Here is a 24,148-nt window from a genome sequence, read left to right on the forward strand (position 1 = left end):
TGCGCCTCGTTCCCGGCGAGCGGGCGGGTAGGGCAGTGTTCTTTGATATTTACTTTAGGCGGGTTTAGCCCCCCCCCGGCCCCCTGAGCGGGCATGGAATCGCGATACGGAGTGCGCCAGTCCTCTGGCGCTATGACTCACGTCACGCTGCTTAATCGCGTTAAAGTGCCAGAGGGCTGGCGCACTCCATGTCGGGGATGGGCTATTTGCCACTGCAACAAAAAGGCTCGGCCAAAAAATTGACCGAGCCGAAAAAAATGCTCTGTTCTCAGCGTCTCGCGCAAGCGACTCCTCAATGCCCGGCGGCGACAGCGGAGGGGGCCGATTCAACAATGAAGTTGATGTTGTCGACTTGAATTGTGCGCGGGTTGTAATTCGTGCCTTCGGTAGGGTTCATGATGACAAAATGAGACAGGTCCGAGGCGCTGGCGGTTTGGAATTGAAAGGTCTTTTGGTCGGCGTTGCGGAAATGGCTCAGCTCGGTGCGTTTGACGAAGTCGCCTCCCTGGATGAAGGTGCGTATCTCGTCGCGGGAGTTGTCAATGGTCACCCACAGGTCATACCAAACGCCGGGCTTAATTTCCGGCCCTAGGTCTTCGTATGCCTTATTCATGCGGCCACGATAATTGACGAGGATGTCTTTTTTACCATGACTCAGGACGGTGAATGTGGCGTTGGGACGCGACTTGTCCGGGGTGCCGAGGCTCCAACCGACATTTAGATCGCTCTCGTTGGTGGGCTTGCGACCGGAGAGGCCAAATACGCCGCCCCAGTAACGGGAATCAGTGAGCGTGCGGAACCGTAGGTAAATGATGCCGGTTGCTCCCTCGGGGATGGTTAGCTTGCTGCTGCCGACTCGGGTGCAAATTGCTTCTCCAGGACCTATCTGGGCGACACGGTTCTCACCATCTTTAACGACTGTTCCAGGTGCGAAATTGCTGAGTTTGGTCCAGTTGCGTATGGCGTCAACGCGCTGCCCTTCCTGATGGTTTTCAAAATCGTCGACGTTCAGCCAATCGTTGGCTAGTGCGGTCTGCGTAAGAAGGAGTCCGCCAATCAAGGCGCCCGCTGCGTTGAGTAGTCTGGTCATGCGAAGGGGTATTGGGAATTAAGCTTTGGGGTGTATTCTAGCGAATGACAGGTTTTTAACAATAGGGTTTATGTCCTATTTGCAAGATTATATTCGATGATAATGCCTCGGGCGTCTAACTTCCAAGGTGTTGATGATAGTAATTTTGCATAGATCAGTGGCCACGTTCGCTGTCGTGTGCTCTGACCTTAAGCTACTTTTCCCCGCTCAAATTGTTAGGTGAAATCTAGAGGGTCTCAGGCAGTCCTTTGGGCCCGGATGGTCGTAGGAAATTGACTTATAGCCTTGATCAGCTTGGCGCGGCCTTAGCTTGACAGATGGTGATTTCGTCTATTGCATCCCGCCCTTAAAGCTTATGCCAGTTCCAGTTTCACAAGCCGCTACCGTTGCAACCTATGTTCTCAAGCAGAAGCTTGCGGGCCGTAAACACTACCCGCTCGTGATGATGCTGGAACCGCTCTTTCGCTGTAATCTTGCTTGCGAGGGCTGCGGTAAGATCCAATTTCCAGACCACATCCTGAAGAAGCGCGTATCTGCGGAGAAGGCATTGGCCGCTGCTGAAGAGTGTGGCGCGCCTATGGTGTCTATCGCTGGTGGCGAGCCGCTGATCCACCCTGAGATTCAAGAAATCGTCGAGGGCCTGATCAAGCAGGGTAAATACATCTATTTCTGCACCAATGCGCTGCTGCTCGAGCGCGCGTTAAAGAAGTTTAAGCCCAATAAGCAACTTTCCTTCTCCGTGCACATGGACGGCCTTAAGGAAGAGCATGACGCCTCCGTTTGCCGCGACGGCACTTATGAGATCGCGCTGTCGGCCATCCGCAAGGCAGTCGATATGGGCTTCCGCGTGACGACTAACACCACGCTCTTCAATACGGCGAATCCTGAGCGCGTGCGTCAGTTCTTCGACGAAATGATGGAAGTTGGCGTTGAAGGCATGATGCTCTCCCCGGGTTACGCCTATGAAAAGGCCCCTAAGCAAGACATCTTCCTTGGTCGTAACATCACGAAGGCTCTCTTTAAGAAAATCCTCGGTGACTCAAAGAAGGGGTGGCGCTTCAATCACTCTGCCAGCTTCCTGGCCTTCCTCCGTGGCGACATCAATTACGAGTGCACGCCTTGGGGCAACCCGACTTACAACGTCTTTGGCTGGCAGAAGCCTTGCTATCTCCTCGCTGACGGTTACGTGAAGACTTTTAAGGAGCTCATTGATACCACCGAGTGGGAAAAGTATGGCCGCGCTGGTAAGGGCACGGATGAGCGTTGCCTCAACTGCATGGTCCACTGTGGTCACGAAGCAACCGCCGTGAACGATACTTTCTCGCCTGCTGGTTTGGTGCGTTTTCTTAAGGCTACGAAAAGCTTTGGTCGCCCAGCGGTCCTGACGGCTGAAGAGGAAGAGATCCTCGCCAATCAGCCGGCTTACCACGGCGCGCACTCTTGCGCATCCAACAGCTCTGAGGGTGAAAAATCTGGACGCGACGAGTTGATGGAAGCGATGGCTGCATCCCGTGGTCAGGAAGAGGTGAAGGCAGGCGAAGAGCCGATCACCCGTTCCTAAGAGGGCGTCGAAAAACTCAAGTGGTCTTCGACGGAGTGCGTCTTCGAGGACTAAATATCATTTCTTCATCTCGACGAAACTGGCTTCGCCTCGATTCCGGTGCCGAAATTCTGCCTCTTGAATACATCAGGCCGTCTCGATCAGGCTGTTTAGAAGCCGTCTAAGGGCATAGTCATTTTCGGGTAGTCGCGTTATAAGATGCGTCTCTTTTGTTGTGTGTCCGGAAGGTGTTGTGATTGAGGTTGTTGGGTTGTGCTTTTTATTCTGGCTAACGGCTGTTCGGTGCTTATCTTCGTATCAGTTCCTGTTTCGCCGTGTCTATGAAATCAATATTTTCTCTCCTGATTTGCCTATTAGCCTTTCCGCTCTGTCTTTCAGCGGCTTCCCGCACTTGGACGGATACTCAGGGGCGAAGCTTTGAGGGCATCCTGCTGCAATATGACGACGAAACGGCTTTGATTGAGCGCACCGCGGACAAGCGTCAATTCAAGTTGCCGCTCAAGTCGTTGTCGGCAGGTGACAATGCCTATATTGCCAATCTGATTAATCAGGAGCACTTGGAGAAGGTCATGAAGGATCTGCCGAAGGATTTCAATGAAGCCTTTGAGAAGAGTGTGGATGAGAACATTCCGATGCTGGTCTTTTACCGTAATCAGGAAACAGAGGCTGGCTTTGATCAGCTTGTGGCTAAGTTTGTGACCGATCCGAAGTTTCAGGCTAAATACCAAGACAAGGTGTTAATCGTACTCGTTCGGGAGAAGAATGTTGAGGTGGAGGAACTGGTCGGAGCGCATGTGCATCACAGTTCCAGCGCCTGTATTTCAATCATGCGTGAGTCGCGTAGCTACGGAAGTCGTGGATTGTCGAATAAAAGCCCGGAGGCCTTCCTGAAGGATGTGGATTACCTGTGGAGCAGGTATGACCAAAGCATTTACTGAGGATTTTGCTGTCGCGTGCTTGCTATGGGGCGGCAGGTGCTTTAGCCATCCCAGTATGAGTCATTTGCCGCCCAAAGATTGGGATCTTGTCCGCGCCACGCACCATGCTGATTGTAAAGTCTATGAAGTGCTCAAGGAGCGTTTTCGCCATCCTGGCGATGCTCGTGAGGACGACTTCTACACCATGAAATGCCCGGACTGGGTGCTTGTGCTTCCGCTGACCAAAGAAGGAAAAATCGTGATGGTGCGGCAGTTTCGCTTTGGTGTCAGGCAAGCCGGTTGGGAAATGCCAGGCGGGGTCATTGATCCGCATGAAAATGACCCCATGATCGCAGGCCCGCGTGAAATGACTGAGGAGACCGGCTACATTGGTGACGCGCCCAAATACCTTGGCTGGTGTTATCCGAACCCCGCCTTGCAGAACAATCGAGCGCACTTCGTTTTGGTGGAAAACTGCGAGCTCCACCATGAGCAGGACCTTGATCCAAACGAGGAAATGCAGGTTGCGGTCTATTCGCTCGAAGAAACGCGCGAGCTGATGTTGAAACACGAAATCACGCACTCTATGGCGCTCAATGCGTTATTCTGGCTGGAGCAATACCTTGCCGGAAAGGCGACTCCCGGCAAATAGGTGATTTCTCGCCGCAGAGTGCGGAATAATTTTGCATATGAGTTAGACCTTGTGAAACCTTCGGCTCATGGAAAAACCCTTTAAGCTCATCGGCGTAGGCTCGCCGGTTGTGGACACTCTCGCAAACGTGGACGACGCTTTTCTTGCGGCACATGTGCCTGGTGCCAAAGGTGGTATGGAGCTTGTTTCAGCCGATGCCATTGCCGACATCATTAGCCAGATGAACGCTTCACTCGTGCAAGCGCCGGGTGGCTCGGCTGGCAATACTGCTGTCGGTGTGGCCAATCTTGGCCTGCCCACGACTTTCCTGGGGAAACTTGGTAACAATGAAACTGCTGACTTCTACCGCGATAGCTTTCAAGCGATTGGCGGTAATATTGAGCGGTTTAAAGTAGGGGATGCCCCAAACGGACACTGTCTGTCGATGGTTACTCCAGACTCACAGCGCACCATGCGCACCGACCTCGGTGCCGCAATGACGCTGTGTCCCGACGAGGTAGCGCCTGAGGATTTTGTTGGCGTTCAGCACGCCCACATTGAGGGATACCTGCTCTTCAATCGGGACCTCCTCTACCGAGTGCTGGAGTGTGCGCGACTTGCTGGCTGCACGGTCAGCCTCGACTTGGCGTCATTCGAAGTCGTCGGCGCGGCCAAGGATATTTTGGCTGATATCCTTCGTGACTCGGTGGATATCGTTTTTGCCAATGAAGACGAGGCCGGCGCGTTTACTGACATGGGCGAGGACTACATGGGCATGGCCGCAGAGCTCGCCAGCCTGTGCGACATTGCCGCGGTCAAGCTCGGTAAGAACGGCTCACTCGTCCAGCAGGGTTCGCAATTGCACCGCATCGAACCGCTCGTGGTGGACAACGCTATTGACACCACCGGCGCGGGTGACCTCTGGGCTGCCGGATTCCTCTATGGCTGGCTCACGGGCAAGGATTTGCCGACCTGTGGGCGCTATGGGTCTATTCTCGGTGCTGAAGTTGTCCAGGTGATGGGTGGCGCGATTCCAGCCGATCGCTGGGAGGTCATTCGTGGCGAGCTTGCCTGAGCTGGAGTTGCGCTGGGCGCGGTTATGCGCCCGGCCTGAGCTCGGTGACTGGGAGGCGTTGGAGTGGTCGCGAATGGTGACTGCCTATGGTGAGCCTGCCCGCGCCTATCATAATCTGGATCACATTGAGCACTGTCTTGAGCTTTTGGATGAGCATCGGGCTTTGGCGACTGACGCCTTGTCCCTGGAATTCGCAATTTGGCTGCACGACATCATCTATGAGACCCGCGCGAAGGATAATGAGCGGCAATGCGCTCTCTTTGCACGGAGTTTATTGATGTCGACTTGCCCGCAAATAGCTCAATCGGTGGAGCAGCTCATCCTGGCGACGGAGCACAATGCTGAGTCGTTGACTGGGGATAGTGCGCTGATGGCCGATATTGACTTAGCGATGCTGGGCGCTTCTCCGGAGGCATACAATGATTATGCTGCCAAGGTGCGCCGGGAGTATGCTTGGGTTACTCCGAGTAAATATGTCGCTGGCCGCTCTGCGGTGCTGGAGTGTTTTTTGCAACGCGAACGAATTTTTCAAACGGCTGAGTTCAGGGCTGAATTTGAGCAGTCCGCGCGTCATAATTTATCACGAGAGCTCGCGGCTTTGGGTATATAAATACGAACAGCCCGAAGCGGTTCGCTTCGGGCTGCTGTTGGCTAAAGGGCGCTTGGCCCCCGGAAAAATGGTTTTGATTGGCAAACGACAGTACAATCTATCGTTTTATTGCCTATCACTTCAAACGATCGTTTTTCAATATTTATTTTCCGGAGTTGAGTCGACGCTCCCAATCGAACTCAGAGCTGGTTACGGCGTGCTCGAGACGGCGGGTGCGCCGGTCGAGTTCGTCGAAGGTGCGTTTTAGTCGGCGCAGTGCTTGTTGACGGGAGTTGGAAATGGTGGAGTAAAACTCCTGCTCTTCTTCGTTGCTGGGCTGCATCACTGGTGCTGGTTTCATCAATAAGCCGACGATTACATAGAGCGCAATACCGAGCCAGAAGCCGGAGAGGATGGCGATGATGGCGACCGCGAGCCGAATCCAGAAGACCGGCAAGTTGCGCCAGTCGGCGAAGCCTTGGCAGACGCCGAGTAGCCATCCGTTGCGTGAGCGATAAAGGGGGAGCGAAGGCGGTGTCTGTCTCATGGATTGGTGGGTTCGCGTTGTTTTTCTTTGTCGATGACGATCGTTTCAAGGGCTTCGATGCGCTTTTCCATTCGCTCCAAACCTTGGTGGATTTCCTGAAGAATTTTCGTTTCTTCGGCAGAGAGGTTTTTGGAGTTCCGCGCATTGCTGCCTTTGACGATCGCCGTGATGGCGATCACGGTGCCGCAAAGCACCGGGATGCCGATGATTATAAAAATCAGAATGGCGTTATAAGGCATGGCTTAAGGTTAGTGGGTTCGTGACAGCTTGCGAGGGGATTACTTCTTGGCGGCGCTGATTTTTTCCTTCAGTCCAGCGAGCTCGGCTTCGATTTCGTCGTCCTGTGCGAGGCGGGCAAATTCATCTTCGAGCGAGGGCTTGGACTTCGGGTTTACGAGGTCGGCCTCGGCTTCCAGGCGGTCGATACGGGTTTCAAACTGCTCGAACTTCGCCGTGGTGTTCTTGACGTTGAATTTGCGGATGTCGGTCTGTGCGCGCTTTTTGTTGGTGGCGTGCTCGTGGCGTTGCAAGAGGACGCGTTGCTTGTCGCGAGCTTGATCCAGCTTGGCCTCGAGTTCGGCGATGTCGCTTTGGTATTGCCCAACCACGCCGACGTGGGACTCGGCTTCAGCGACGAGCTTTTCGACGCGTTCGCTGTAGGCGCGTTTTTCGAGGAGCGCTTCGCGGGCCAGATCTTCGCGGCCCTTGGAGATGGCAAGCTCGGCCTTGGTGGCCCAGTCTGCTACCTTTTGCTCGGCCTCAGCGCGAGCGCGGTCCACTTTGGCGCGTTCGGCCATGCAGCCAGCGCACGATGCTTTGAGTTCGACCAGCGTGTCTTCCATTTCACGGATGACCTGCTTGAGCAGCTTTTCGGGATCCTCAGCCTTGTCGAGCATGGCGTTGAGGTTCGAGCTGACGATGTCGCGGAATCGGGAGAAAATGCCCATAGTATTTAGTGTGTTGAAGTTGTGTAAGCTTGTTGTGTGGATTTCAGTGTGTTGATGCCGATATTATAGAACGAAGCATGCCAACGCTTCTGTGGGTTCTGTATCTCTCTGATTATTAATGGAATAATGGTTCTTTTGCGCCTGTCATGAGGGTTGTTTAATTTCGCGAATAAGTTTGATAAATAGCGAAAATCGATAAATATATAGCGTAAATGTATGAGCTCGAAGAGCCGCTGGGCGAGTCGGACGCCTTTCTGGAATTTCAGGCACAGCTGAGTCGCGCAGCGCCGGTTGAGCGCCCGGTGTTGCTGGTGGGCGAGCGCGGAACGGGTAAGGAATTGGCCGCGCGTCGTCTGCACTTCTTGTCGAAGCGTTGGGATGGGCCGCTGATCTCTCTAAACTGTGCGGCGCTGAGTCCGGGCGTGTTGGAAAGTGAACTTTTTGGCCACGAGCAAGGCGCTTTTACCGGCGCGGCGCGGCGGCGGGAAGGACGCTTTGAGGCAGCTGACGGTGGCACATTTTTCCTGGATGAGCTCGGGCAGGCACCGCTTGAAGTGCAGCGCAAAATCCTGCGCGTGGTGGAATACGGAGTCTTCGAGCGCGTGGGCGGCAGCGAGCCCGTTCATGTGGATGTGCGCCTCGTCGCGGCGACCAATGCAGACTTGCCAGCCTTGGCGCAGGAGGGGAAATTCCTGCCTGACTTGCTGGACCGACTGGCGTTCGAAGTCCTGGCGCTCCCCCCCCTGAGGGTGCGTCGTGGCGATGTGGACTTGTTGACGCGGCACTTTGCAGCGCGCATGGCGGCGGAGCTGGATCGCTATCCGCCGGACTTCTCGAGCGCGGCGCGGCGAGCTCTGGAAAACTACGATTGGCCCGGCAATATTCGTGAGTTGAAAAACGTCGTGGAGCGTGCGGTTTACCGACTGGATTCGGATGATGACGAAGTGGGCGAGGTGGATTTCAACCCCTTTGAGACCCCGTGGGCGAGCCGCTTGGCGAGTACGGATGGAACGCCGATTTTTAGCAATACGCGTCCGGTTGCAGCCTCACCAAGCGAGGCTACTGCAGAGGCCATTTCCTTCGATGAGTCACTCACGGCTGCCGTTTCCGCAATGGAAGCGCGGCATGTCGCCGAGGCGCTCCGGCGGACGCAGGGGCATCAGGGCAGGGCAGCGGAGCTGCTGGGCATTGGCTATCACCAGTTGCGCCGACTGATGAAAAAGCACGAGGCGCTAATCCAGCTGTAGGCGGGCGATGCGCTTGGTTAGCGAATAGAGCTGCTTTTGAATTTCGACAAAGTCGTTTTCGAGCAGGTAAATGCCGAGGCGACTTTTTTCACGACTAGCCAACGAGAGTTGGAGCTGCTCGCGCGCAGTCTTGAGCACTTGGCGAATTTCTGGTTGTGCGTCAATGGCGTCCTGCGCGGGCTGCTGGTCGCCGGTCACGAGCGATTCGCGGATTTTGCAGAGTAGGGCCGAAGTTTTCGACTGCATCTGGCCAAGCTCTTCGCGTCGTTGTTCACTAACAGGCGTTTGGGAGTCGCGGCGGCGCTTGGCAAGCTCACGTAGCGAGTTGCCGCCAAGGTCGGCGATGGACTCCCAGTAATTCACGATCGTCGCCAAATGGTTGAGCTGGGTGGATTGTGGCGTGCGCAAATCGCAAACCGCGAGGCTTGAAAGGTAGTCCACTATAGAGTGATGCAGTTCGGTGATCTGATCTTCCTGTTTGGTGAGCTTTGCCAGATCGGCGGGGGCGTCTTCGAGAAACGCGCGTGATGCGGTGTCGACTTGGGCAATGGCGTGTTGGGCGAGGTCGGCGATTTCGAGGCGCGTTTGCTCGAGTGCAGCGTCCGGCGAAGAGAGATAGACGGGATCGATATGGTTTGGCGTGGCGATGTCGGTCTCGTCGGATTTTTTAATTGGCACCAGCTTGCGGACGATCACGGCAAAGGGACCCACGAAGCCAATGAAGAGCAGGGTGTTGGCGATGTTGAAAAAGGTGTGGGCATTGGCGATTTCGCGTGGGGTGTCGCCCGGCGCCACGGCGCGCACGAAATCCGCGAGCTGTGGGATAAACCACACGAAAACCAGCACGCCGGCGAAGTTAAACAGCAGGTGCACAACGGCGGCTTGAACGGCCTCGCGCGGCTTGCCAATGGTGGCGAGCATGGCGGTCACACAGGTGCCGATGTTCGCGCCAAAGCAGATTGCGATGCCAGCCTCCAGCGTGATGATTCCTTGCGCGGCGAGGACGATTACGATGCCAGTTGTTGCGGCTGAGCTTTGCACGAGTGCGGTGAAAAGCGCGCCAGCGAGGATGCCCAGCATCGGCGCGCGCATGCTTTCCATTAGCTCGATGAAGGGCGGGTAGTCGCGCATCGGGTAGGCACCCTTGCTCATTAAATCCATGCCGAAAAAGATCAAGCCGAGCCCGAGAATCATCCCGCCGACGACACCCGCCGTCTTTTTGCGAAACAGGAAGACCAGAAAGAAGCCGCCAGCGGCGATTGCGACGCCCCACTGAGTGACGTTGAACGCGATGATCTGCGCCGTGACCGTCGACCCGATGTTCGCGCCCATGATGACCGGGATCGCTTGCTCCAGAGACATCACACCTGCCGAAATGAAGCCAACCAGTAGCACCGTGGTGATTGACGAGCTGTTGACCGCGGCAGTCACGCCCGCTCCAGTCAATGCGCCCGCCCAGCGGTTGACGGTTAGCTTGGCGAGCATGGTGCGCAGTTTATCCCCCGCAACGGCTTTGAGGGCCTGCGTCATTTGATCGAGACCGAAGAGGAAAAATCCCAGTCCGCTCAGCAGACCAATGATAATTTCCCCCACCGGCAAGCTGGCGCTTTCGGGAGGCATGAGCTTATGAGTGAATAACTTATGAGTCTGCGCGTGTCTTGGCTAGTTCCAAATATTCGCTACCGCTGACATTCTAAACAAAACCTCCCTTTATAATCGGCGACAAACATTCGCTAATGCTAAAATGCCTGTATGAGAGATTTTATGTTAGCCTATGCTGAAGTTAATCCGCTTGTTTTAGCTGGTGGCGTCTTGGTCCTGGCTTTGATCTCCCGTCTAATTGCTGATCGTTGGGATCGCCGAAGGGTTGCCAAATATATTGCGCGCCTTGGCGGCGAGCTTCAACGCATTAGTTGGTCGCCATTTGGTCCGGGTTGGTTTGGTGAACGCAATGCCCGTATTTATCTGATCCAATACACTGACCGCAAAGAGAGTTTGCACAGTGCGTTCGTTAAGACCTCGCTGCTTAGTGGCGTGTATTTGACGCGTGATGTCGTGATTAGCGGATAACTTTCAGGCGCCACAAAAAAGCCCCGGCCATTGCTGACCGGGGCTGAAATTGATTGGTTGTCGCGGGCTGCGCTTAGGCGGTTGCCTTGGCGTAGTATTCGCTGACCTTGTCCCAGTTGACGACATTCCAGAAGGCGGAGATGTAGTCTGGGCGCTTGTTCTGGTACTTCAGGTAGTAAGCGTGTTCCCAAACGTCGAGGCCGAGGATCGGGGTGCTGCCGCAGCAGCCGAACTCTTCGCCCATGTATGGGTTGTCCTGGTTGGGAGTGGAGCCCACGCAGAGCTTGCCATCCTTGACGCACAGCCATGCCCAGCCGGAGCCGAAGCGGGTCGCCGCAGCGTCGGAGAACTTGGCCTTGAACTCGTCGAAGGAGCCGAAGGCGGCGGTGATGGCTTCAGCCAGAGCGCCGGTCGGCTCGCCGCCGCCGTTGGGGCTGATGACGGCCCAGAAAAGGGAGTGGTTGGCGTGGCCGCCACCGTTGTTGCGGACTGCGCCACGAATGCCTTCCGGCACTTCGGAGAGCTTCATGCAAAGCTCAGCCGGGCACGCAGGAGCGTCAAAGCCGCTGCCTTCAAGAGCTGCGTTGAGCTTGGACACGTAAGCATTGTGATGCTTGCTGTAGTGGATTTCCATTGTCTGCGCGTCGAAGTGCGGCTCGAGCGCGTCGTAGGCGTAAGGAAGAGTTGGCAGTTCGTAAGCCATGTGATGTCTTTTTTAGTTTTACGTGGTTTTTGAGTAAGAGTGGAAATTTAAACGTGGAGGCATCCGTCGAAGACGTCAATGTTGTGGCGCATTTTTTGCGGCAAGTTTTCCCACGATTACCCCGCCCACGCTGAATTGGAACAGGCAGTACAGGAGCAGCGGGAGGAGCACCATGCCAGCGTCCCACTCACTGTAAATCATGAGGCTCTGGGCCATGGGTACGCCAGCGGCCACGGTCTTCTGGGTGGAGCAATAGAAGGCCGCAATTTTGTCCTCTCGCTTAAATGGCATGGCCTTCAGCAGTAGCGCACAGAGGCTCCAGCCAACCACTGCAATTAGCACAATGCCCAGCGCCGCGACCGCGAGGGCGAGCGGTGGTTGTTTTTCCCAGAAGCGGTTGAGCACGGCTTTGGCGAACGAGAAATAGATGATGCTGTAGATAATGTAGGGGCAGACTTTGCTGGGGATGTGCTTGTAGCGGTCAATGAAACGGTGGGCGAACGGGCGGATGCCTTGGCCAAGCATCAGCGGGAGCAAGAGCAGCAGGAAGATCTTGAACAGCATTTCGCCGAGAGGAACATTGGTGCCACCATCGTTTGTGCCCGTATACCAGATGTAGAACGCTGGGACGATGAAGATGCCGATTACGTTTGCTACCGATGTGTTGAATAGCGAAACGATCATTGAGCCGCCGGACTTCGTGGTGTAAACGACCGACGTGGAAATGGTGCAAGGGATGATGCCCAGGTAGAGCCAGCCAAAGCTTAACGCTGGGCCCACTATGCCGGTTAGCGGCATGGTGACGAGCCATGCGATGATTGGCATGACGATAAAAATGTAGCACTGGGTGAAGACATGCACCTTCCATTGCGAGAGACCGCGACTGAGCTCTTCTGTCGGCAGAATCATGCCCTGCAACAGAAAGATGATGAAAACGCCCACTTTCGTTGCGTATTGCGGGAAGAGCCAACTGTCCTCGGCTGCGCCTTCCGGGTAAAGCCCGGCAAGCAGCGCTGCAACAAACACGCCGACGATAAACTGGTTGGACATCACGAAGCGAACCATGCGTCTAGTTTTCCGATGCGGGCTGGTGAGTCACTTGAAAAATCATATTCACAATTGTGCTTCGAAATATGCTTAATCCGCCGTCTTGTCGCGGGTGAGCAGGATGACGAGCATGACCCAGATTGTGAGGATTAGGTTTTGCAGTGGTAGTTGGAGCGGCAATGGAAAGCTATAGATGATGAAAACTGCTGGCACCCATACGCCCCAGTTAGAGATCATTAGCGGGATGCTGCGCTCCCAATAATTCTGGCGGCGCAGGGCGGCCTTCGTTTCGGCGAGGCTGTAGTTACATTGCTTCCAGAGGTAGCCCAGCAGCATGCTGGGGATGGCGATGATGGGCACGTAGACAAACTGGTCGATAAAGGCTTTAGGCAGCAAGGTTTGCAAGTTAACCTCGTTGCCAAACGCCAAGGCCTGCATCTTGTAGAGAAGGTGGACCTCCAGCCCCATGATGCCCCAGAATATGACTTGGAAAAGATAGTCTTTGCCGGTGCTGCCTTCGCGAAGAAAGATCCGGCGAAAAATCAACGGTGCGACTCCGCCAAAGAAAGCCGTGGAAGGAATCGCGAAAAACATGCCCAGCCGCAGTTGCCAGTTGCCCACCCATTCCAACAGGTTGCGTATGGGGGCGACTTGATAATAGCTCACGACCAGAATTACGCCGCAAATGATGAGGATCGAACCCGGTAGCAAATTCGCCTTGGCGGCTTGGATGCCTTCGCGGATTGCGGCGCCCCACTTGATTGGCTTAGTCTTGCTCATTGGCGAGAAGCTGCACATTTAAATCACTTTTCGCAATCCCGCTTGCATCAAAGTCATTTTTCGACAAGTTCGTTGGCAAGATGCGGGTTTGCATCCTCACCATTTATCATGCCGCTTCTCGACGTAAAAGATCTCAAGATTAGTTTTCATGGCCGTGACCGCGTGACGGAGGCCGTGAAAGGCATTAACTTTTCGCTCGAAGATGGGCAAACGCTGGCCGTCGTTGGCGAAAGCGGCAGTGGCAAATCAGTCACGGCAATGTCGTTGACGCGTTTGCTGCCCGACCCGCCAACATGCCAAATTTCCGGCGAGATCCTGTTACGTGGCCAAGACGTTCTAATGATGCCCAAGCGCGACCTGCGCTCCATACGGGGTAAAGAAATTGCCTACATCTTTCAGGAGCCGTCGACATCGCTCAACCCGGTCTTCACGGTAGGCTATCAAATTGCTGAAGCGATTAAGCTTCACGTGCCGGAGGAAAAAGACATCACGGGCCGCGTGATCGACTCCCTGCGCAAGGTGGGCATCCGCGACGCTGAGAAGCGCTACAAGGCCTACCCGCATGAAATGTCTGGCGGCATGCAGCAGCGCGTGATGATCGCGATGGCTTTGGCCTGCGAACCAAAGATCCTCGTGGCAGACGAGCCTACGACCGCGCTCGATGTGACCATCCAGGCGCAGATTATCGATCTGCTCAAGGAGCTGCGTGAGAAGACGGACATGTCGATCATCCTCATTACGCATAACTTTGGCATCATTAAAGGCTTTGCCGATCAAGTGCAGGTGATGTTCCGTGGTGAAGTCGTTGAGCATGGGCCGACCGAAAAAGTGCTCGAGAATCCGCAGCATCCATACACCAAGGCGCTGATCGCCTGTATCCCGCGACCCGGCACCAAGCAACGCCGACTGACCACGATCGACCACGCCTCGCTTGTTTAATTTCCATGCCTGACGACCAACCACCACCGCTCGAAGCGCCGCTCCTCGAAGTTAAGAACCTCAAGGTTTATTACCCGATTCATGGCGGGCTGATGCGGCGCGTGGTAGACTACGTTCGCGCGGTGGACGATGTTTCCTTCCTAGTGAAGAAGGGGACGACCGTGGGCCTCGTGGGTGAATCCGGCAGTGGCAAAACAACCATCGGGCGCAGCATCATTAAGCTCGCGCCGATTACTGGCGGGCAGATTTTTTATCAGGGTAAAGAAGTTGGAGGCATGACTCGAGGCCAGTTCTTTCCGTTCCGCAAGAAGATCCAAATGATCTTCCAGGACCCCTTTAACTCGCTGAATCCGCGCATGACAATCGAGCAGATCATCAGTGAGCCGCTCGATATCCATTTTCCCGAATGGGATAAGGCGAAGAAGGGCGCGCGCGTGATCGACCTGCTCGATAAGGTGAATTTGCCCGCTGACAGCCGCGGGCGTTATCCGCATGAATTCTCCGGCGGGCAGCGTCAACGTATCGGCATCGCCCGGGCTTTGGCGGTGGAGCCGGAGTTGATTTTGTGTGACGAGCCGGTCAGCGCGCTGGATGTTTCCGTGCAGGCGCAGATTGTGAACCTTTTGCAAGACCTCCAGGAGGAGCTGGGGCTGACCTACTTATTCATTGCGCACGACTTGGCGGTCGTGGAGCACATCAGCGACTACGTGCTGGTCATGAATCGCGGCAAGATTGTAGAGCAGGCCAGTGCAGAGGAGATCTACGCCAACGCGAAAGATCCCTACACGCAGAAGCTCTTGGCTGCGGCGCCGACTTTATAGTTGGAATGCACCTTGAGGTAGTGGAGTCGGTCCTCGTTTAACGGAACCCACTCACGCAAATCTACCGGCAACTTCATGTTATTTCTATTCGAATGTCGAATGCATTGAATTGTTGGCGGTTTTGAGGCGAATGGGACGCTATGTCCTATAAAATTACCGAAGAACAAATTAGAAATATCAAAGCTGTTGCAAGCTTAGGGTGTCCACCGACCGAATCCACATTCTTAACGAACGCTCACGCGAGGCCAAAAGATACGAAAGTATAACTCAGAGCGTGCAGAACCTCGGCCTGAAAATTCCTATTGTCGTTAGTCCTCAACCTCGCAAACCAAATAAGCCATTGTGCTACGATCTCGTTTGCGGACAAGGCCGGTTGCAAATATACATTGCTGAGGAACAAAAAGAGATTCCTGCACGCGTGATCGACATTCCCAAGGATGGCCGGTTACTCATGAGCTTGATTGAAAATCTGGCGCGGCGTAGCGTTCGGCGTTACGAACTCAGCAATGAAGTAATTCGCCTACTTGACGAAGGTTATAGTGTTACTGAGATAAGTCGAAAAATTGATTGCTCAACTACATTCGTTAGCGGGATCAATCAGCTTCACAAAAACGGCGAAGAGCGTTTGCTGCGCGCTGTCATGAACGAAAAGCTTTCCATAAATATAGCTCTGGCAATCGCAAAGGCTTCTGACAGTGACGCTGCCCAGGAGATGCTTATGCAAGCTTACGAAAGAAAAGAAATCTCAGGCAAGATCCTGCTTGAAGTTAAGCGCATGATTGATCGGCGCGAGCATTTAGGTAAGCAAGAACAACGCAAAGCCAAAAGCCGCAAAAAACCAACCGATAAAGATGCGCTAATCGCCTGCTATCAAGGTCAAGTGGAGAAGCAAAAGCGGATGAACCAAAAAGTGCGCGCCTGCGAGAATCGATTACTTTTCATTGGTGAAGCCTTTCGTCGCTTATGTAAGGACGAAAACTTCCATAATTTGCTGCGCGCAGAAAATCTGGAGACCATGCCTCAACCACTGCAAGAACTATTCAAAAAATAGCACGTAATGGCTAATAAAAGCATTAGGACAGCATTTGATCTACAACCAGTGTTATTACCTTTGGAATCGCTGATTGAAGTTCGTCCAATCAGGAAATACAAAGAGCGCTTAAAAACATACGATGCTATTCTCTCCTCCATCAAGGAAGTTGGAATTATTCAGCCTATGGTCGTTTGTCCTATTGCCGGTGATCCCCAGAAGTATAAGCTGCTTGACGGGCACCTTAGGCTATATGCGCTTCGTGAATTAGGTGAGGATCGCGCGCTTTGCATCATCTCAATGGATGATGAGCGATACACATTCGATGCTCAGGTAAATCACATCAATCCTATCCAACAGAATCGTATGCTGAAAAAAGCTGTTAAAGATGGTGTTGATCCAGAACGCATCGCAGCAGCATTGGGCATGAGCGTAAAGCAAGTGATTGGAGACATCAAAATGCTCGATGGCATTAATCCTGAAGTGGTGGAAATCCTAAAGGACAGACCCATTTGTTCCAGCGCACTCAGGCTACTGTGTCGGGTTAAACCAATCAGGCAAATTGAAATCGCAGAGAATATGTGCGCAATGAATAACTTCACCATAACATACGCCAAAGCACTTGTCGTGGGAACCAAGAAAGAGTTTATGGTGAATGGTCAAAGGATGAAAACGAACTCCAGAATAACGCCGGAAATTATTGCTAAGACTGAAAAGGAACTGGAGTTATTGCAGACGGATTTTGAGCAAATGGAGCAAGCTCATTCGGATAATGTTTACAAGACAACGGTAATTAAGGGATATTTAAAAAAGTTGCTTGTTAAGGATCGAATCAGGCGGTTTCTGGAAAAGAACTATCCTGACATACTTCCTGAATTGGACCGTATTTCTGCGATGGATTCTTTGGGTAGTTAAACGAACATCATAATATACGTTTATGCAATTCGATCAGTTGTAATGCGCAAATTTAAATGGATAATATCAATATCTAAGGAATGGAAGTGCGTCGTGTGTTTCGTGTTTCAAGCATCGCGTTTTACCACCAACAAAGATGGCAAAACCTAGTTGCCGTCGGCTCCGCGCTGAGGACCGTCAGATAATTCATCGCATACGACAAGCAGCGCATGCCCAGCAAGAGATTGCCTTTGCCCTTGGCGTGGCCAGTTTGCAATCAGCCAGGAACTGCGAGGCAACGCGGGACTGCGTAGGTCGGGCCAGTTTCGTTTTTATACGTTCGCGTAGATGGATTTGCCGATCTTTGCCTTGTCGGGAGCGATGTCGCCAGATTTGCCTTCTGCTTTGGCGGGGATCTGGCGTTGTTAAATTGTTTTCAGCAGAAGATTGCTTCGGGCTATAAATCATACTACTTTTCGTGATATGTATTTTTTCCTCGGCTTGTTGTTTGGCGGTCTTGGCGGTTTTTTATTTTACCGCCTGAGTGTTCGTCGGCAGCGCGCTAAGCTGGAGGAGGATATTCAACTGCTCCAGCAGGAGAAGCAGATCGTCGTAGAGTTCATGCACAACCTCGTCGAAGCCATCGGCGACGGCGTGAACCGCAGCGAGCTCTTCCAGCGCATTGTGCACGCAGCGATTCTCAGCACCGGGGCTTTGAGCGCCTGTGTGTTTGAGCGCAAGCAGGACAAATTGCATGGCGTGGCGGTCGAGGGGCTATTTCCGCCGCAGCGTCCGCTGCCCGAGAGCTCGCGGGAGAAATTATCCACGCGCGCAAAGTTCATTGAGGGCATTTTGCGCTCGGAAGTCTTTGACATTGGCGAGGGCGTGATCGGTTCAGTGGCAAAGTCGGGCAAGGCAATCCTAATTGAAGACGCGACTCACGACCCGCGCGTGGTGCAGCACGGCGACGCCTCGCTGCAGGTGCGTTCGCTGGTGGTGGCACCGATTTTGTTCCGTAATGAGGTGCTGGGCGTCCTGGCTGTGGCGAATCCGGCAGATGGCCTGGCCTTTAATGAAACGGATTTCTCGCTGATTGAGTCCTTGGCCGAGCAAGCGGGCCTCGCGATCCACAATTCCGATCTGATGCAGGTGCAGATGGAAAAGCAGAAGCTGGATTTCGATATCGCGATGGCGAGCAGCATCCAGGGCATGATCCTGCCGAGCGTTTATCCGGATATTCCGAACCTGGATATCGATGCGTTTTACCGCCCGGCGCAGAAGATCGGCGGTGACCTTTACGACGTCTTTAAGATCGACGAAAACCGCGTGGCTTTTGCGATTGCGGACGTTTCCGGCAAGGGCGTTCCGGCCTCGCTGCTCATGGCGATTTGCCAGACGAACCTGCGCCACTTTGCCAAGCAATACGACTCACCGGCGGAAATTCTCCGCCTGATGAACCGCGAAATGACGCACGAGATGCGGCAGGATATGTTTATCACGGTGATCCTGGCGGTGGTCGACGTGAAGGAGCAGACGCTGACGATGGCGCGTGCTGGGCACGAGTTGCTTCTGCTGGTTCATGGCCAGGCGGAGAATGGCCATGCGCAAGCGGAGATGGTTGGCTCGGAAGGCATGGCGATCGGTATGGTGCCGAGCGAGATTTTCGACATGATCATGGAAGACAAGACGGTGCCCTTTACGAAGGGCGATACCGCGGTTTTCTACACGGATGGCGTCACCGAGGCCTGCAATCGAGATGGCGCGGAGTTCTCCGGCAATCGCCTGGAAGAGGTGGTCATTTCCCTGCGCGACCGCAGTGCCAAGCAGCTCAATCAGGGCATCGTGTCCACCGTCGAGCGTTTCACGGGCGGCAGCATGTTCATGGACGATTTGACGCTGATCGCCGTCAAGCACACGTAAAAGAGGGCAGAGTTTTCTTGTTGCGAATCGCGCTTCGGAAGGCTTGCTTGGTGGGATGTCTTCCACGACCTCCCCGGAAACCGCGACGCCCATAGACCGATATTCTTTGCCCGACGAATCGGGCCATTTCGGCATTTATGGCGGCATGTATGTGCCCGAGACCCTGATGACGCCGCTCTATGAGCTGACTCAGGCTTACGAGGAGGCCAAGGCCGATCCGAAGTTCAACGAAGAGCTGCTCTACATGCTCAAGCAGTATGCCGGGCGCCCGACGGAGCTCTACTTTGCTGAGCGCCTCACGGAGCACTGCGGCGGCGCGAAGATTTACCTGAAGCGCGAAGACGGCCTCCACACCGGCGCACACAAGGTCAACAACTGCATCGGGCAGGCGATTCTCGCCAAGCGCATGGGCAAAAAGCGCATCATCGCGGAAACCGGCGCTGGCCAGCATGGTGTGGCGACGGCCGCTGTCTGCGCGAAGTTCGGCTTCGAATGCGTGGTTTATATGGGGGCGGTCGACATGGAGCGCCAAGCGCTGAACGTGTTCCGCATGCGCCTGATGGGCGCCAAGGTGATCGGCGTTGAGGCCGGCCAAAAGACGCTCAAAGACGCGGTCAACGAAGCCATGCGCGACTGGGTGACCAACTGCCGCGACACGCATTACATCCTCGGATCCGCGCTGGGTTCGCACCCTTACCCGATGATGGTGAGAGACTTCCACAAGGTCATTGGCGAAGAAGCCAAGCGCCAGATCATGGAAGCTGAAGGCCGTCTGCCGGACGAAATGGTCGCCTGCGTGGGTGGCGGTTCGAACTGCATTGGCCTGTTTTTCGACTTCTTGGAAGACACCGACGTGAAGCTGGTCGGCGTGGAAGCCGGCGGCCGTGGCATCGAGCAGGGGCAGCACGCCGCGCGCTTCGAAGGCGGTAAGGTGGGTGTCTTGCAGGGCTCGAAGACTTTTATTTTGCAGGATCCGGACGGCCAGATCGAGCTGACGCACTCCGTGTCCGCGGGCTTGGACTACGCCGCGATTGGCCCCGAGCACGCGTTTTACCACGACCGTGGCCGCATCAGCTACGCCTATGCGACGGACGACGAAGTGATGGAAGCTTTCCAGGTTCTGAGCCGAGAAGAGGGCATCATTCCGGCGCTGGAGTCGACTCACGCGCTGGCTTACGCCCTGAAGCGCGCGCCCCAGATGAGCAAGGATCAGATCCTGGTCGTCAACCTCTCTGGCCGTGGCGACAAGGACGTGATGCAGGTCCGCAAAATCCTCGGTGTCGAATAATGGCGCTTGAGGTCAAGGCGGTCGTCGGGCCGGATGCGCCCGAATACGGCGAAGCTTTGGCCCGCCTGCGCATTACCGTGTTCCGCGAGTTTCCCTACCTCTACGAGGGGGCGATGGAATACGAGCAGCAGTATTTGCACCGTTATCTGGAGTGCCCGGAGTGCCTGTTCGTGCTGGCGTTCGATGGCGCGGACGTTGTGGGCGCGTCCACGGGCCTGCCGATGGAATACGAGGTCGAGCAGTTCACGAAGCCTTTTACCGCGCATGGTTTCGACATCGGCAAGGTGTTTTACTTCGGTGAGTCTGTCCTGTTGCCGGGCTACCGGGGGCAGGGGATTGGGCACCGTTTTTTCGACGAACGCGAGGCCTATGCGCGCTCGCTGGGGCGCTTTGATTTGACCACGTTCTGTGCGGTGGAGCGGCCAGTAGATCATCCACTTCGGCCTGCAAACTATCGTCCACACGATGTGTTTTGGGGCAAGCGCGGCTACGTGAAGCGCCCGGAAATCGCGACGACCTTTGAGTGGCGCGACGTGGATCAGGCGGAAGACTCCGCGCATCCGATGGTGTTCTGGACGCGGGACTTGGACTAAACTTTCGCCCGACGATCAGCCTAGGTGTCGCCCGAAAATATGTTTCCTCCGGGCGAGATTGGTTAGCGAGCCGCCTTTTCGCGGTGATTCAGCGCGCGTTCGCGCTCGTGTAGCTCTTCTCGGAGTTGTTCGAGCTCGGTTTGCAGGACTTCCTGCTTCTGCGCCTTGTCGAAGAGGGAGTTTTCGCTGATTTCCAGGAACTTCTCACGCTCTTCCAAAACTTGGTGCGCCTCCATGATCGGTTGCTTGAGCTCCTCGGCGAGGGATTTGAGCGAAGCGACTTCTTGTTTGAGGGTTTCGACTTCTTCCTGCAACGCGATGAATTCTTCCGAAGTGGCGATTCCGCCAGAGGTGCGTGGCTCGAGGATTTCTGGCTCCTCTTCTTCTTCGTATTCTTCTTCCTCTTCAACGACCTCGGGGATACTGGTCGGCGTATGGGGGACCTTCAGGCTCCCGCCTTTTTTGTCCTTGGCTAATTTAAATTCTGACGGATCTCGTTCAAAAATAATCCATTCGGCGTCCTCATCGTCTGCATTGCTGATGTGGAGTACGGAAATTTGCGAAGCGGGGTATTGCTCCTTCACCTTGCTTACATCCGGGAGAGACGCTAGATTGTCTTGAACTTCGCCGTCTACGGCTACCCACCACGAGTCTTCCTCGTCGTGGTTGAGCATCCACTGCTGAAGTTCTTTTAGAGTCATTGGGGAGAATAAGTATTAGGTCGACTGCTGCGACACGCGTGAATTGAGACGTTAATGTAAAGTTCTACTCCAGTGAAAGCGACAAAAAATAGCATGTAAAGACTAAGAATATATCCCGCCCCCTAAAAGCTCTTCATTTCGGTATAGCGCGCAGACCTGCCCAATGGCCAGAGCCCGCTGGGGTTCGTTGAATTCAATGGTTGCCCGTCCTTTCCCTAAGGGGTGGAAATGAATGTCCATGAGTGGGTCGCGGTAACGACCCCGGGCTTGGATCGCGCAGGCTGCCCTTTCTGATCTATTTATCCAGCTGAGGCGCTCAAGGCCGAACGTTTGCCCCCAGAGGCCGGGGCTGTCTGGGTGGTCAAAGGCGATGACCAGGCGGTTGGCGTCAAAATCCTTGCTGACAACCACGAAGTGTTCGTTGTCGGTGTTGCTGGGGACGCCGATGCCCTGGCGCTGGCCGAGGGTAAAGTGGTGCAGTCCTTTGTGCTCGCCGAGGACCTCGCCAGTGCCCGCGCGCACGATCTCGCCCGGGCGGTCCGGTATATACATGCGCAAAAAGTCGTTGATGTTCACTTTGCCGAGGAAGCAAATGCCTTGGCTGTCCTTGCGCTTGGCGTTGGGCAGGTCGTTTTCGAGGGCAATTTCCCGCACACGTGGCTTCAGCAGCTCGCCAATCGGGAAACGCGCGGCCTGTAGCTGCTCCTGCTGGACGAGGGCCAGGAAGTAGCTCTGATCCTTGTTCGGATCGAGCCCAGTGAGAAGGGAGCAGGAGCCGTCTTCGTTCTCTCGGCGCCGGCAGTAGTGCCCGGTAGCGACGGCGCCGAAGCCGTTTTGGAGCGCATAATCCCTAAACACGCCAAACTTCATCTCGCGGTTGCACATGATGTCCGGGTTTGGTGTGATGCCGCGTCGGTAGCCTTCGACAAGGTATTGCACGACGCGGTCGCGGTAGTCCTGGATCAGGTTGACGACCTCGAAGTCGATGCCCAAATGCGCGGCCACGGCCTTGGCCTGCTTGATGTCTTCTTCCCAGGGGCAGTCGGCCAGGATGTCGCTGCCTTCCTCGTTCATCCAGGTGCGCATGTAGGCCGCGGACACGTCAAACCCGCGCTGCTTCAGGAGCAACGCCGCGACGGCGCTGTCGACGCCGCCCGACAGGGCGACCAGGATTTTCGGATGTTCAGGCATGTAAACGGCTCATTTAGCGCAATGATTCGCGTTGAAGCAAGCCAGCTTCTGGTATTGCAAATGCTAGTCAAATGAGCCCATACTAATCTTCCTGTCTGCGTTTGATGCGAGCAGCGCAACGGTGGCCATTGTCATCGCAATGCCCAGCGCTTGCTCTCGCTGCGGAGCCGCCCCAAGGCTCGTGCGACAGATGGATTCTAACGACCACCGCCGAAGAATGGGAACTCTGCCCCGAACCGAATGACCCAATTCACGGCGCTTAACCTAACGATATGACGCAATATAATTCCAAGAATGACTGGCCGACGAAGGCCTACAAAAACCTCGATTTCCTCAATAGCTCCCAGGCGCGCCCCATTCGTATGCTGTGCGAACTTGCCGAACCGAAAAAGCGGCTGCGCGAAATGGGCATCTACAACACCATCGCCTTTTTCGGGTCCGCGCGCACGCCTAACTCCGTGGCCGCCAAAGAGCACCTGGAGACCGCGGAAAAGGAAGCAGCCGCTGGCAAGCCGGGTGACGCCGCGCTCGCGCAACGTCTCCGCGTGGCGCAGCGTCAAATGCGCGCCGCCAAATTCCACGACACCGCCAAAGAGCTCGCGCGTCAACTTGCTGAATGGTCTAAGCAAATTCCTGATCCCAAGAGGCGCTTTTACATCTGCACCGGTGGGGGTGGCGGCATGATGGAGGCCGCTAATCATGGTGCCTATCAGGCAGATATGCCGTCAATCGGCCTCGGCATTTCCCTGCCCTTCGAACAGGAGCTCAATCCTTACATTCCGCATGATCTCCAGTTTGAGTTTCACTACTTCATGATCCGCAAATACTGGTTCGTTTACCTGGCCAAGGCGATGGTCGCAACGCCCGGTGGCTTCGGTACGATGGACGAACTTTTCGAGCTGATGACGCTGATTCAGACGCAAAAAATCATGAAGCGTGTGCCTGTTGTCCTGCTTGGTTCTGATTTTTGGAACGACATTCTAAATTTCCCCGCCTTTCTGGAATGGGGGATGATTAGTGAAGAAGACCTCAATCTTTTCCGAATCATGGACGATGTCGATGAGGCCCGCGACTGGATCATTGAAGAGCTCACCACGCACTATTTGAACAAAGATATCCACGACCCACATCTTCCCGGCATCTAAGCCAGCCTCCGGCTGGGGCTGGGAGATTTGCCCATTGGCAAGGCAGGGACTGGGGCAGAATGTGTGATTGAGGCAAGGTCTTGAGAGACTCGTTGCGTGGTTCGCGGTGTGTCAGCTCGTTCGCAAAATGGGATGAACGTATGGCTTATCGCTGTTTTCTCTGGCGGGGTTGATTGATTTTTGGGCGTGTAAGTCGTTGATGCCCAGTGCGAGTTAATAGTGAGAGCCACTCACTAATAAAATGCTCAGACGTGCACTTTTTTGGTTGGCGCGTAGTGGGTGTTAGTCTAGTGTTTTATTGATCACTTAATTGGACTGCGTGTCGCTTCTCAATTGCCATTCAACGACTACGAGGTAGCGGCCAGCGTCCTCGCTGGCCATGTGTTTGCTTGGTTAGATTGAGTCGGTCCACGCTAAGCGTT

25 protein-coding genes are annotated in these 24,148 nt (G+C 54.8%); 15 read left to right on the forward strand and 10 right to left on the reverse strand.

Going from position 1 to position 24,148, the window contains the following annotated elements:
• Nucleotides 1-292: 292 nt before the first annotated feature.
• Entirely contained in the window at nt 293-1,090 is a 798-nt protein-coding gene (locus RBB62_RS19175) for a hypothetical protein (RefSeq protein WP_309400869.1), read from the reverse strand.
• A gap of 355 nt (nt 1,091-1,445) precedes the next feature.
• Between RBB62_RS19175 and hpnH the strand changes: the two genes are divergently transcribed.
• The 5 genes from hpnH to RBB62_RS19200 all read left to right on the forward strand — a co-directional run bounded on the left by hpnH (nt 1,446) and on the right by RBB62_RS19200 (nt 5,884).
• Complete coding sequence (gene hpnH, locus RBB62_RS19180; RefSeq protein WP_309400870.1) at nt 1,446-2,651, forward strand: adenosyl-hopene transferase HpnH; 1,206 nt, start codon at nt 1,446-1,448, stop codon at nt 2,649-2,651.
• Between the two features lie 320 nt (nt 2,652-2,971).
• Nucleotides 2,972-3,589 carry a hypothetical protein gene (locus tag RBB62_RS19185; RefSeq protein ID WP_309400871.1) on the forward strand — a complete coding sequence of 206 codons (618 nt, stop codon included), beginning with the start codon at nt 2,972-2,974 and terminating at the stop codon, nt 3,587-3,589.
• Between the two features lie 55 nt (nt 3,590-3,644).
• Nucleotides 3,645-4,220, forward strand: coding sequence for an NUDIX hydrolase (locus RBB62_RS19190; RefSeq protein WP_309400872.1), 576 nt, complete (start codon nt 3,645-3,647; stop codon nt 4,218-4,220).
• 67 nt (nt 4,221-4,287) lie between these two features.
• Nucleotides 4,288-5,274, forward strand: a complete 987-nt coding sequence (locus tag RBB62_RS19195; protein WP_309400873.1) for an adenosine kinase — start codon at nt 4,288-4,290, stop codon at nt 5,272-5,274.
• Complete coding sequence (locus tag RBB62_RS19200) at nt 5,258-5,884, forward strand: HD domain-containing protein (protein ID WP_309400874.1); 627 nt, start codon at nt 5,258-5,260, stop codon at nt 5,882-5,884. Before RBB62_RS19195 ends, RBB62_RS19200 begins: the two co-directional genes overlap by 17 nt.
• A gap of 142 nt (nt 5,885-6,026) precedes the next feature.
• Here the strand turns inward: RBB62_RS19200 and pspC are convergent, their stop codons facing one another.
• The 3 genes from pspC to pspA are packed head-to-tail and all read right to left on the reverse strand — an operon-like array spanning nt 6,027 to nt 7,357.
• Nucleotides 6,027-6,410 carry an envelope stress response membrane protein PspC gene (gene pspC, locus RBB62_RS19205; RefSeq protein WP_309400875.1) on the reverse strand — a complete coding sequence of 128 codons (384 nt, stop codon included), beginning with the start codon at nt 6,408-6,410 and terminating at the stop codon, nt 6,027-6,029.
• Nucleotides 6,407-6,649 (reverse strand): hypothetical protein, encoded by a 243-nt coding sequence (locus RBB62_RS19210; protein WP_309400876.1) that lies wholly within the window; start codon nt 6,647-6,649, stop codon nt 6,407-6,409. The genes pspC and RBB62_RS19210 overlap by 4 nt, the downstream gene beginning before the upstream one ends.
• Nucleotides 6,650-6,688: 39 nt before the next feature.
• The gene (gene pspA / locus RBB62_RS19215; protein WP_309400877.1) at nt 6,689-7,357 is read right to left on the reverse strand and encodes a phage shock protein PspA; all 669 of its coding nucleotides are present in this window, start codon (nt 7,355-7,357) and stop codon (nt 6,689-6,691) included.
• A 212-nt stretch (nt 7,358-7,569) separates the two neighbouring features.
• Here pspA and pspF point away from each other — a divergent pair, with 212 nt between their 5' ends.
• Complete coding sequence (gene pspF / locus RBB62_RS19220; protein ID WP_309400878.1) at nt 7,570-8,604, forward strand: phage shock protein operon transcriptional activator; 1,035 nt, start codon at nt 7,570-7,572, stop codon at nt 8,602-8,604.
• On the opposite strand, the gene RBB62_RS19225 is transcribed toward pspF, so the two are convergent.
• On the reverse strand, nt 8,590-10,224 hold the full coding sequence (locus RBB62_RS19225; protein WP_309400879.1) for a Na/Pi cotransporter family protein: 1,635 nt from the start codon (nt 10,222-10,224) through the stop codon (nt 8,590-8,592). The two genes, pspF and RBB62_RS19225, sit on opposite strands and share 15 nt — an antisense overlap.
• Nucleotides 10,225-10,356: 132 nt before the next feature.
• On the opposite strand from RBB62_RS19225, the gene RBB62_RS19230 reads away from it, so the two are divergent.
• Complete coding sequence (locus RBB62_RS19230) at nt 10,357-10,674, forward strand: hypothetical protein (protein WP_309400880.1); 318 nt, start codon at nt 10,357-10,359, stop codon at nt 10,672-10,674.
• 73 nt (nt 10,675-10,747) lie between these two features.
• On the opposite strand, the gene RBB62_RS19235 is transcribed toward RBB62_RS19230, so the two are convergent.
• From RBB62_RS19235 to RBB62_RS19245, 3 genes are all read right to left on the reverse strand, one after another.
• The gene (locus RBB62_RS19235) at nt 10,748-11,377 is read right to left on the reverse strand and encodes a superoxide dismutase (protein ID WP_309400882.1); all 630 of its coding nucleotides are present in this window, start codon (nt 11,375-11,377) and stop codon (nt 10,748-10,750) included.
• Nucleotides 11,378-11,452: 75 nt separating this feature from the next.
• The gene (locus tag RBB62_RS19240) at nt 11,453-12,442 is read right to left on the reverse strand and encodes a bile acid:sodium symporter (protein ID WP_309400883.1); all 990 of its coding nucleotides are present in this window, start codon (nt 12,440-12,442) and stop codon (nt 11,453-11,455) included.
• A gap of 72 nt (nt 12,443-12,514) precedes the next feature.
• Nucleotides 12,515-13,204, reverse strand: a complete 690-nt coding sequence (locus tag RBB62_RS19245) for a hypothetical protein (protein WP_309400884.1) — start codon at nt 13,202-13,204, stop codon at nt 12,515-12,517.
• A 108-nt stretch (nt 13,205-13,312) separates the two neighbouring features.
• Between RBB62_RS19245 and RBB62_RS19250 the strand changes: the two genes are divergently transcribed.
• The 7 genes from RBB62_RS19250 to RBB62_RS19280 all read left to right on the forward strand — a co-directional run bounded on the left by RBB62_RS19250 (nt 13,313) and on the right by RBB62_RS19280 (nt 20,689).
• Nucleotides 13,313-14,143, forward strand: a complete 831-nt coding sequence (locus RBB62_RS19250) for an ABC transporter ATP-binding protein (protein ID WP_309400886.1) — start codon at nt 13,313-13,315, stop codon at nt 14,141-14,143.
• Nucleotides 14,144-14,148: 5 nt separating this feature from the next.
• Nucleotides 14,149-14,964, forward strand: coding sequence for an ABC transporter ATP-binding protein (locus tag RBB62_RS19255; RefSeq protein ID WP_309400887.1), 816 nt, complete (start codon nt 14,149-14,151; stop codon nt 14,962-14,964).
• Between the two features lie 199 nt (nt 14,965-15,163).
• Nucleotides 15,164-16,015 carry a ParB/RepB/Spo0J family partition protein gene (locus tag RBB62_RS19260; RefSeq protein WP_309400888.1) on the forward strand — a complete coding sequence of 284 codons (852 nt, stop codon included), beginning with the start codon at nt 15,164-15,166 and terminating at the stop codon, nt 16,013-16,015.
• 6 nt (nt 16,016-16,021) lie between these two features.
• A complete protein-coding gene (locus RBB62_RS19265) occupies nt 16,022-16,909 on the forward strand; it encodes a ParB/RepB/Spo0J family partition protein (RefSeq protein ID WP_309400889.1) in 888 nt (295 codons plus the stop codon).
• Between the two features lie 462 nt (nt 16,910-17,371).
• Nucleotides 17,372-18,808 carry a SpoIIE family protein phosphatase gene (locus RBB62_RS19270; protein WP_309400890.1) on the forward strand — a complete coding sequence of 479 codons (1,437 nt, stop codon included), beginning with the start codon at nt 17,372-17,374 and terminating at the stop codon, nt 18,806-18,808.
• Nucleotides 18,809-18,863: 55 nt separating this feature from the next.
• The gene (gene trpB / locus RBB62_RS19275) at nt 18,864-20,096 is read left to right on the forward strand and encodes a tryptophan synthase subunit beta (protein WP_309400891.1); all 1,233 of its coding nucleotides are present in this window, start codon (nt 18,864-18,866) and stop codon (nt 20,094-20,096) included.
• Nucleotides 20,096-20,689, forward strand: a complete 594-nt coding sequence (locus RBB62_RS19280) for a GNAT family N-acetyltransferase (protein ID WP_309400892.1) — start codon at nt 20,096-20,098, stop codon at nt 20,687-20,689. Before trpB ends, RBB62_RS19280 begins: the two co-directional genes overlap by 1 nt.
• 62 nt (nt 20,690-20,751) lie before the next feature.
• Here RBB62_RS19280 and RBB62_RS19285 read toward each other — a convergent pair whose 3' ends face one another.
• Together RBB62_RS19285 and mnmA are read right to left on the reverse strand one after the other, a co-directional pair.
• Entirely contained in the window at nt 20,752-21,390 is a 639-nt protein-coding gene (locus RBB62_RS19285; RefSeq protein ID WP_309400893.1) for a hypothetical protein, read from the reverse strand.
• 102 nt (nt 21,391-21,492) lie between these two features.
• Complete coding sequence (mnmA, locus tag RBB62_RS19290) at nt 21,493-22,581, reverse strand: tRNA 2-thiouridine(34) synthase MnmA (protein WP_309400894.1); 1,089 nt, start codon at nt 22,579-22,581, stop codon at nt 21,493-21,495.
• Between the two features lie 272 nt (nt 22,582-22,853).
• Here mnmA and RBB62_RS19295 point away from each other — a divergent pair, with 272 nt between their 5' ends.
• Nucleotides 22,854-23,726 (forward strand): LOG family protein, encoded by an 873-nt coding sequence (locus RBB62_RS19295; RefSeq protein ID WP_309400895.1) that lies wholly within the window; start codon nt 22,854-22,856, stop codon nt 23,724-23,726.
• Nucleotides 23,727-24,148 lie beyond the last annotated feature (422 nt).

This window comes from Cerasicoccus maritimus (genome assembly GCA_031296935.1).
Taxonomy (GTDB): Bacteria; Verrucomicrobiota; Verrucomicrobiia; order Opitutales; family Cerasicoccaceae; genus Cerasicoccus; species Cerasicoccus maritimus.

What these genes read in the sequence shown, in the direction of transcription:
- RBB62_RS19270 (WP_309400890.1), top strand. Translation starts at nt 17,372, where the DNA reads ATGTATTTTTTCCTCGGCTTGTTGTTTGGCGGTCTTGGCGGTTTTTTA.
- hpnH (WP_309400870.1), top strand. Translation starts at nt 1,446, where the DNA reads ATGCCAGTTCCAGTTTCACAAGCCGCTACCGTTGCAACCTATGTTCTC.
- RBB62_RS19265 (WP_309400889.1), top strand. Translation starts at nt 16,022, where the DNA reads ATGGCTAATAAAAGCATTAGGACAGCATTTGATCTACAACCAGTGTTA.
- RBB62_RS19250 (WP_309400886.1), top strand. Translation starts at nt 13,313, where the DNA reads ATGCCGCTTCTCGACGTAAAAGATCTCAAGATTAGTTTTCATGGCCGT.
- RBB62_RS19175 (WP_309400869.1), bottom strand. Translation starts at nt 1,090, where the DNA reads ATGACCAGACTACTCAACGCAGCGGGCGCCTTGATTGGCGGACTCCTT.
- trpB (WP_309400891.1), top strand. Translation starts at nt 18,864, where the DNA reads ATGTCTTCCACGACCTCCCCGGAAACCGCGACGCCCATAGACCGATAT.
- RBB62_RS19185 (WP_309400871.1), top strand. Translation starts at nt 2,972, where the DNA reads ATGAAATCAATATTTTCTCTCCTGATTTGCCTATTAGCCTTTCCGCTC.
- RBB62_RS19280 (WP_309400892.1), top strand. Translation starts at nt 20,096, where the DNA reads ATGGCGCTTGAGGTCAAGGCGGTCGTCGGGCCGGATGCGCCCGAATAC.
- RBB62_RS19245 (WP_309400884.1), bottom strand. Translation starts at nt 13,204, where the DNA reads ATGAGCAAGACTAAGCCAATCAAGTGGGGCGCCGCAATCCGCGAAGGC.
- RBB62_RS19285 (WP_309400893.1), bottom strand. Translation starts at nt 21,390, where the DNA reads ATGACTCTAAAAGAACTTCAGCAGTGGATGCTCAACCACGACGAGGAA.
- pspF (WP_309400878.1), top strand. Translation starts at nt 7,570, where the DNA reads ATGTATGAGCTCGAAGAGCCGCTGGGCGAGTCGGACGCCTTTCTGGAA.
- pspC (WP_309400875.1), bottom strand. Translation starts at nt 6,410, where the DNA reads ATGAGACAGACACCGCCTTCGCTCCCCCTTTATCGCTCACGCAACGGA.
- RBB62_RS19295 (WP_309400895.1), top strand. Translation starts at nt 22,854, where the DNA reads ATGACGCAATATAATTCCAAGAATGACTGGCCGACGAAGGCCTACAAA.
- mnmA (WP_309400894.1), bottom strand. Translation starts at nt 22,581, where the DNA reads ATGCCTGAACATCCGAAAATCCTGGTCGCCCTGTCGGGCGGCGTCGAC.
- pspA (WP_309400877.1), bottom strand. Translation starts at nt 7,357, where the DNA reads ATGGGCATTTTCTCCCGATTCCGCGACATCGTCAGCTCGAACCTCAAC.
- RBB62_RS19210 (WP_309400876.1), bottom strand. Translation starts at nt 6,649, where the DNA reads ATGCCTTATAACGCCATTCTGATTTTTATAATCATCGGCATCCCGGTG.
- RBB62_RS19190 (WP_309400872.1), top strand. Translation starts at nt 3,645, where the DNA reads ATGAGTCATTTGCCGCCCAAAGATTGGGATCTTGTCCGCGCCACGCAC.
- RBB62_RS19240 (WP_309400883.1), bottom strand. Translation starts at nt 12,442, where the DNA reads ATGGTTCGCTTCGTGATGTCCAACCAGTTTATCGTCGGCGTGTTTGTT.
- RBB62_RS19255 (WP_309400887.1), top strand. Translation starts at nt 14,149, where the DNA reads ATGCCTGACGACCAACCACCACCGCTCGAAGCGCCGCTCCTCGAAGTT.
- RBB62_RS19225 (WP_309400879.1), bottom strand. Translation starts at nt 10,224, where the DNA reads ATGCCTCCCGAAAGCGCCAGCTTGCCGGTGGGGGAAATTATCATTGGT.
- RBB62_RS19235 (WP_309400882.1), bottom strand. Translation starts at nt 11,377, where the DNA reads ATGGCTTACGAACTGCCAACTCTTCCTTACGCCTACGACGCGCTCGAG.
- RBB62_RS19230 (WP_309400880.1), top strand. Translation starts at nt 10,357, where the DNA reads ATGAGAGATTTTATGTTAGCCTATGCTGAAGTTAATCCGCTTGTTTTA.
- RBB62_RS19195 (WP_309400873.1), top strand. Translation starts at nt 4,288, where the DNA reads ATGGAAAAACCCTTTAAGCTCATCGGCGTAGGCTCGCCGGTTGTGGAC.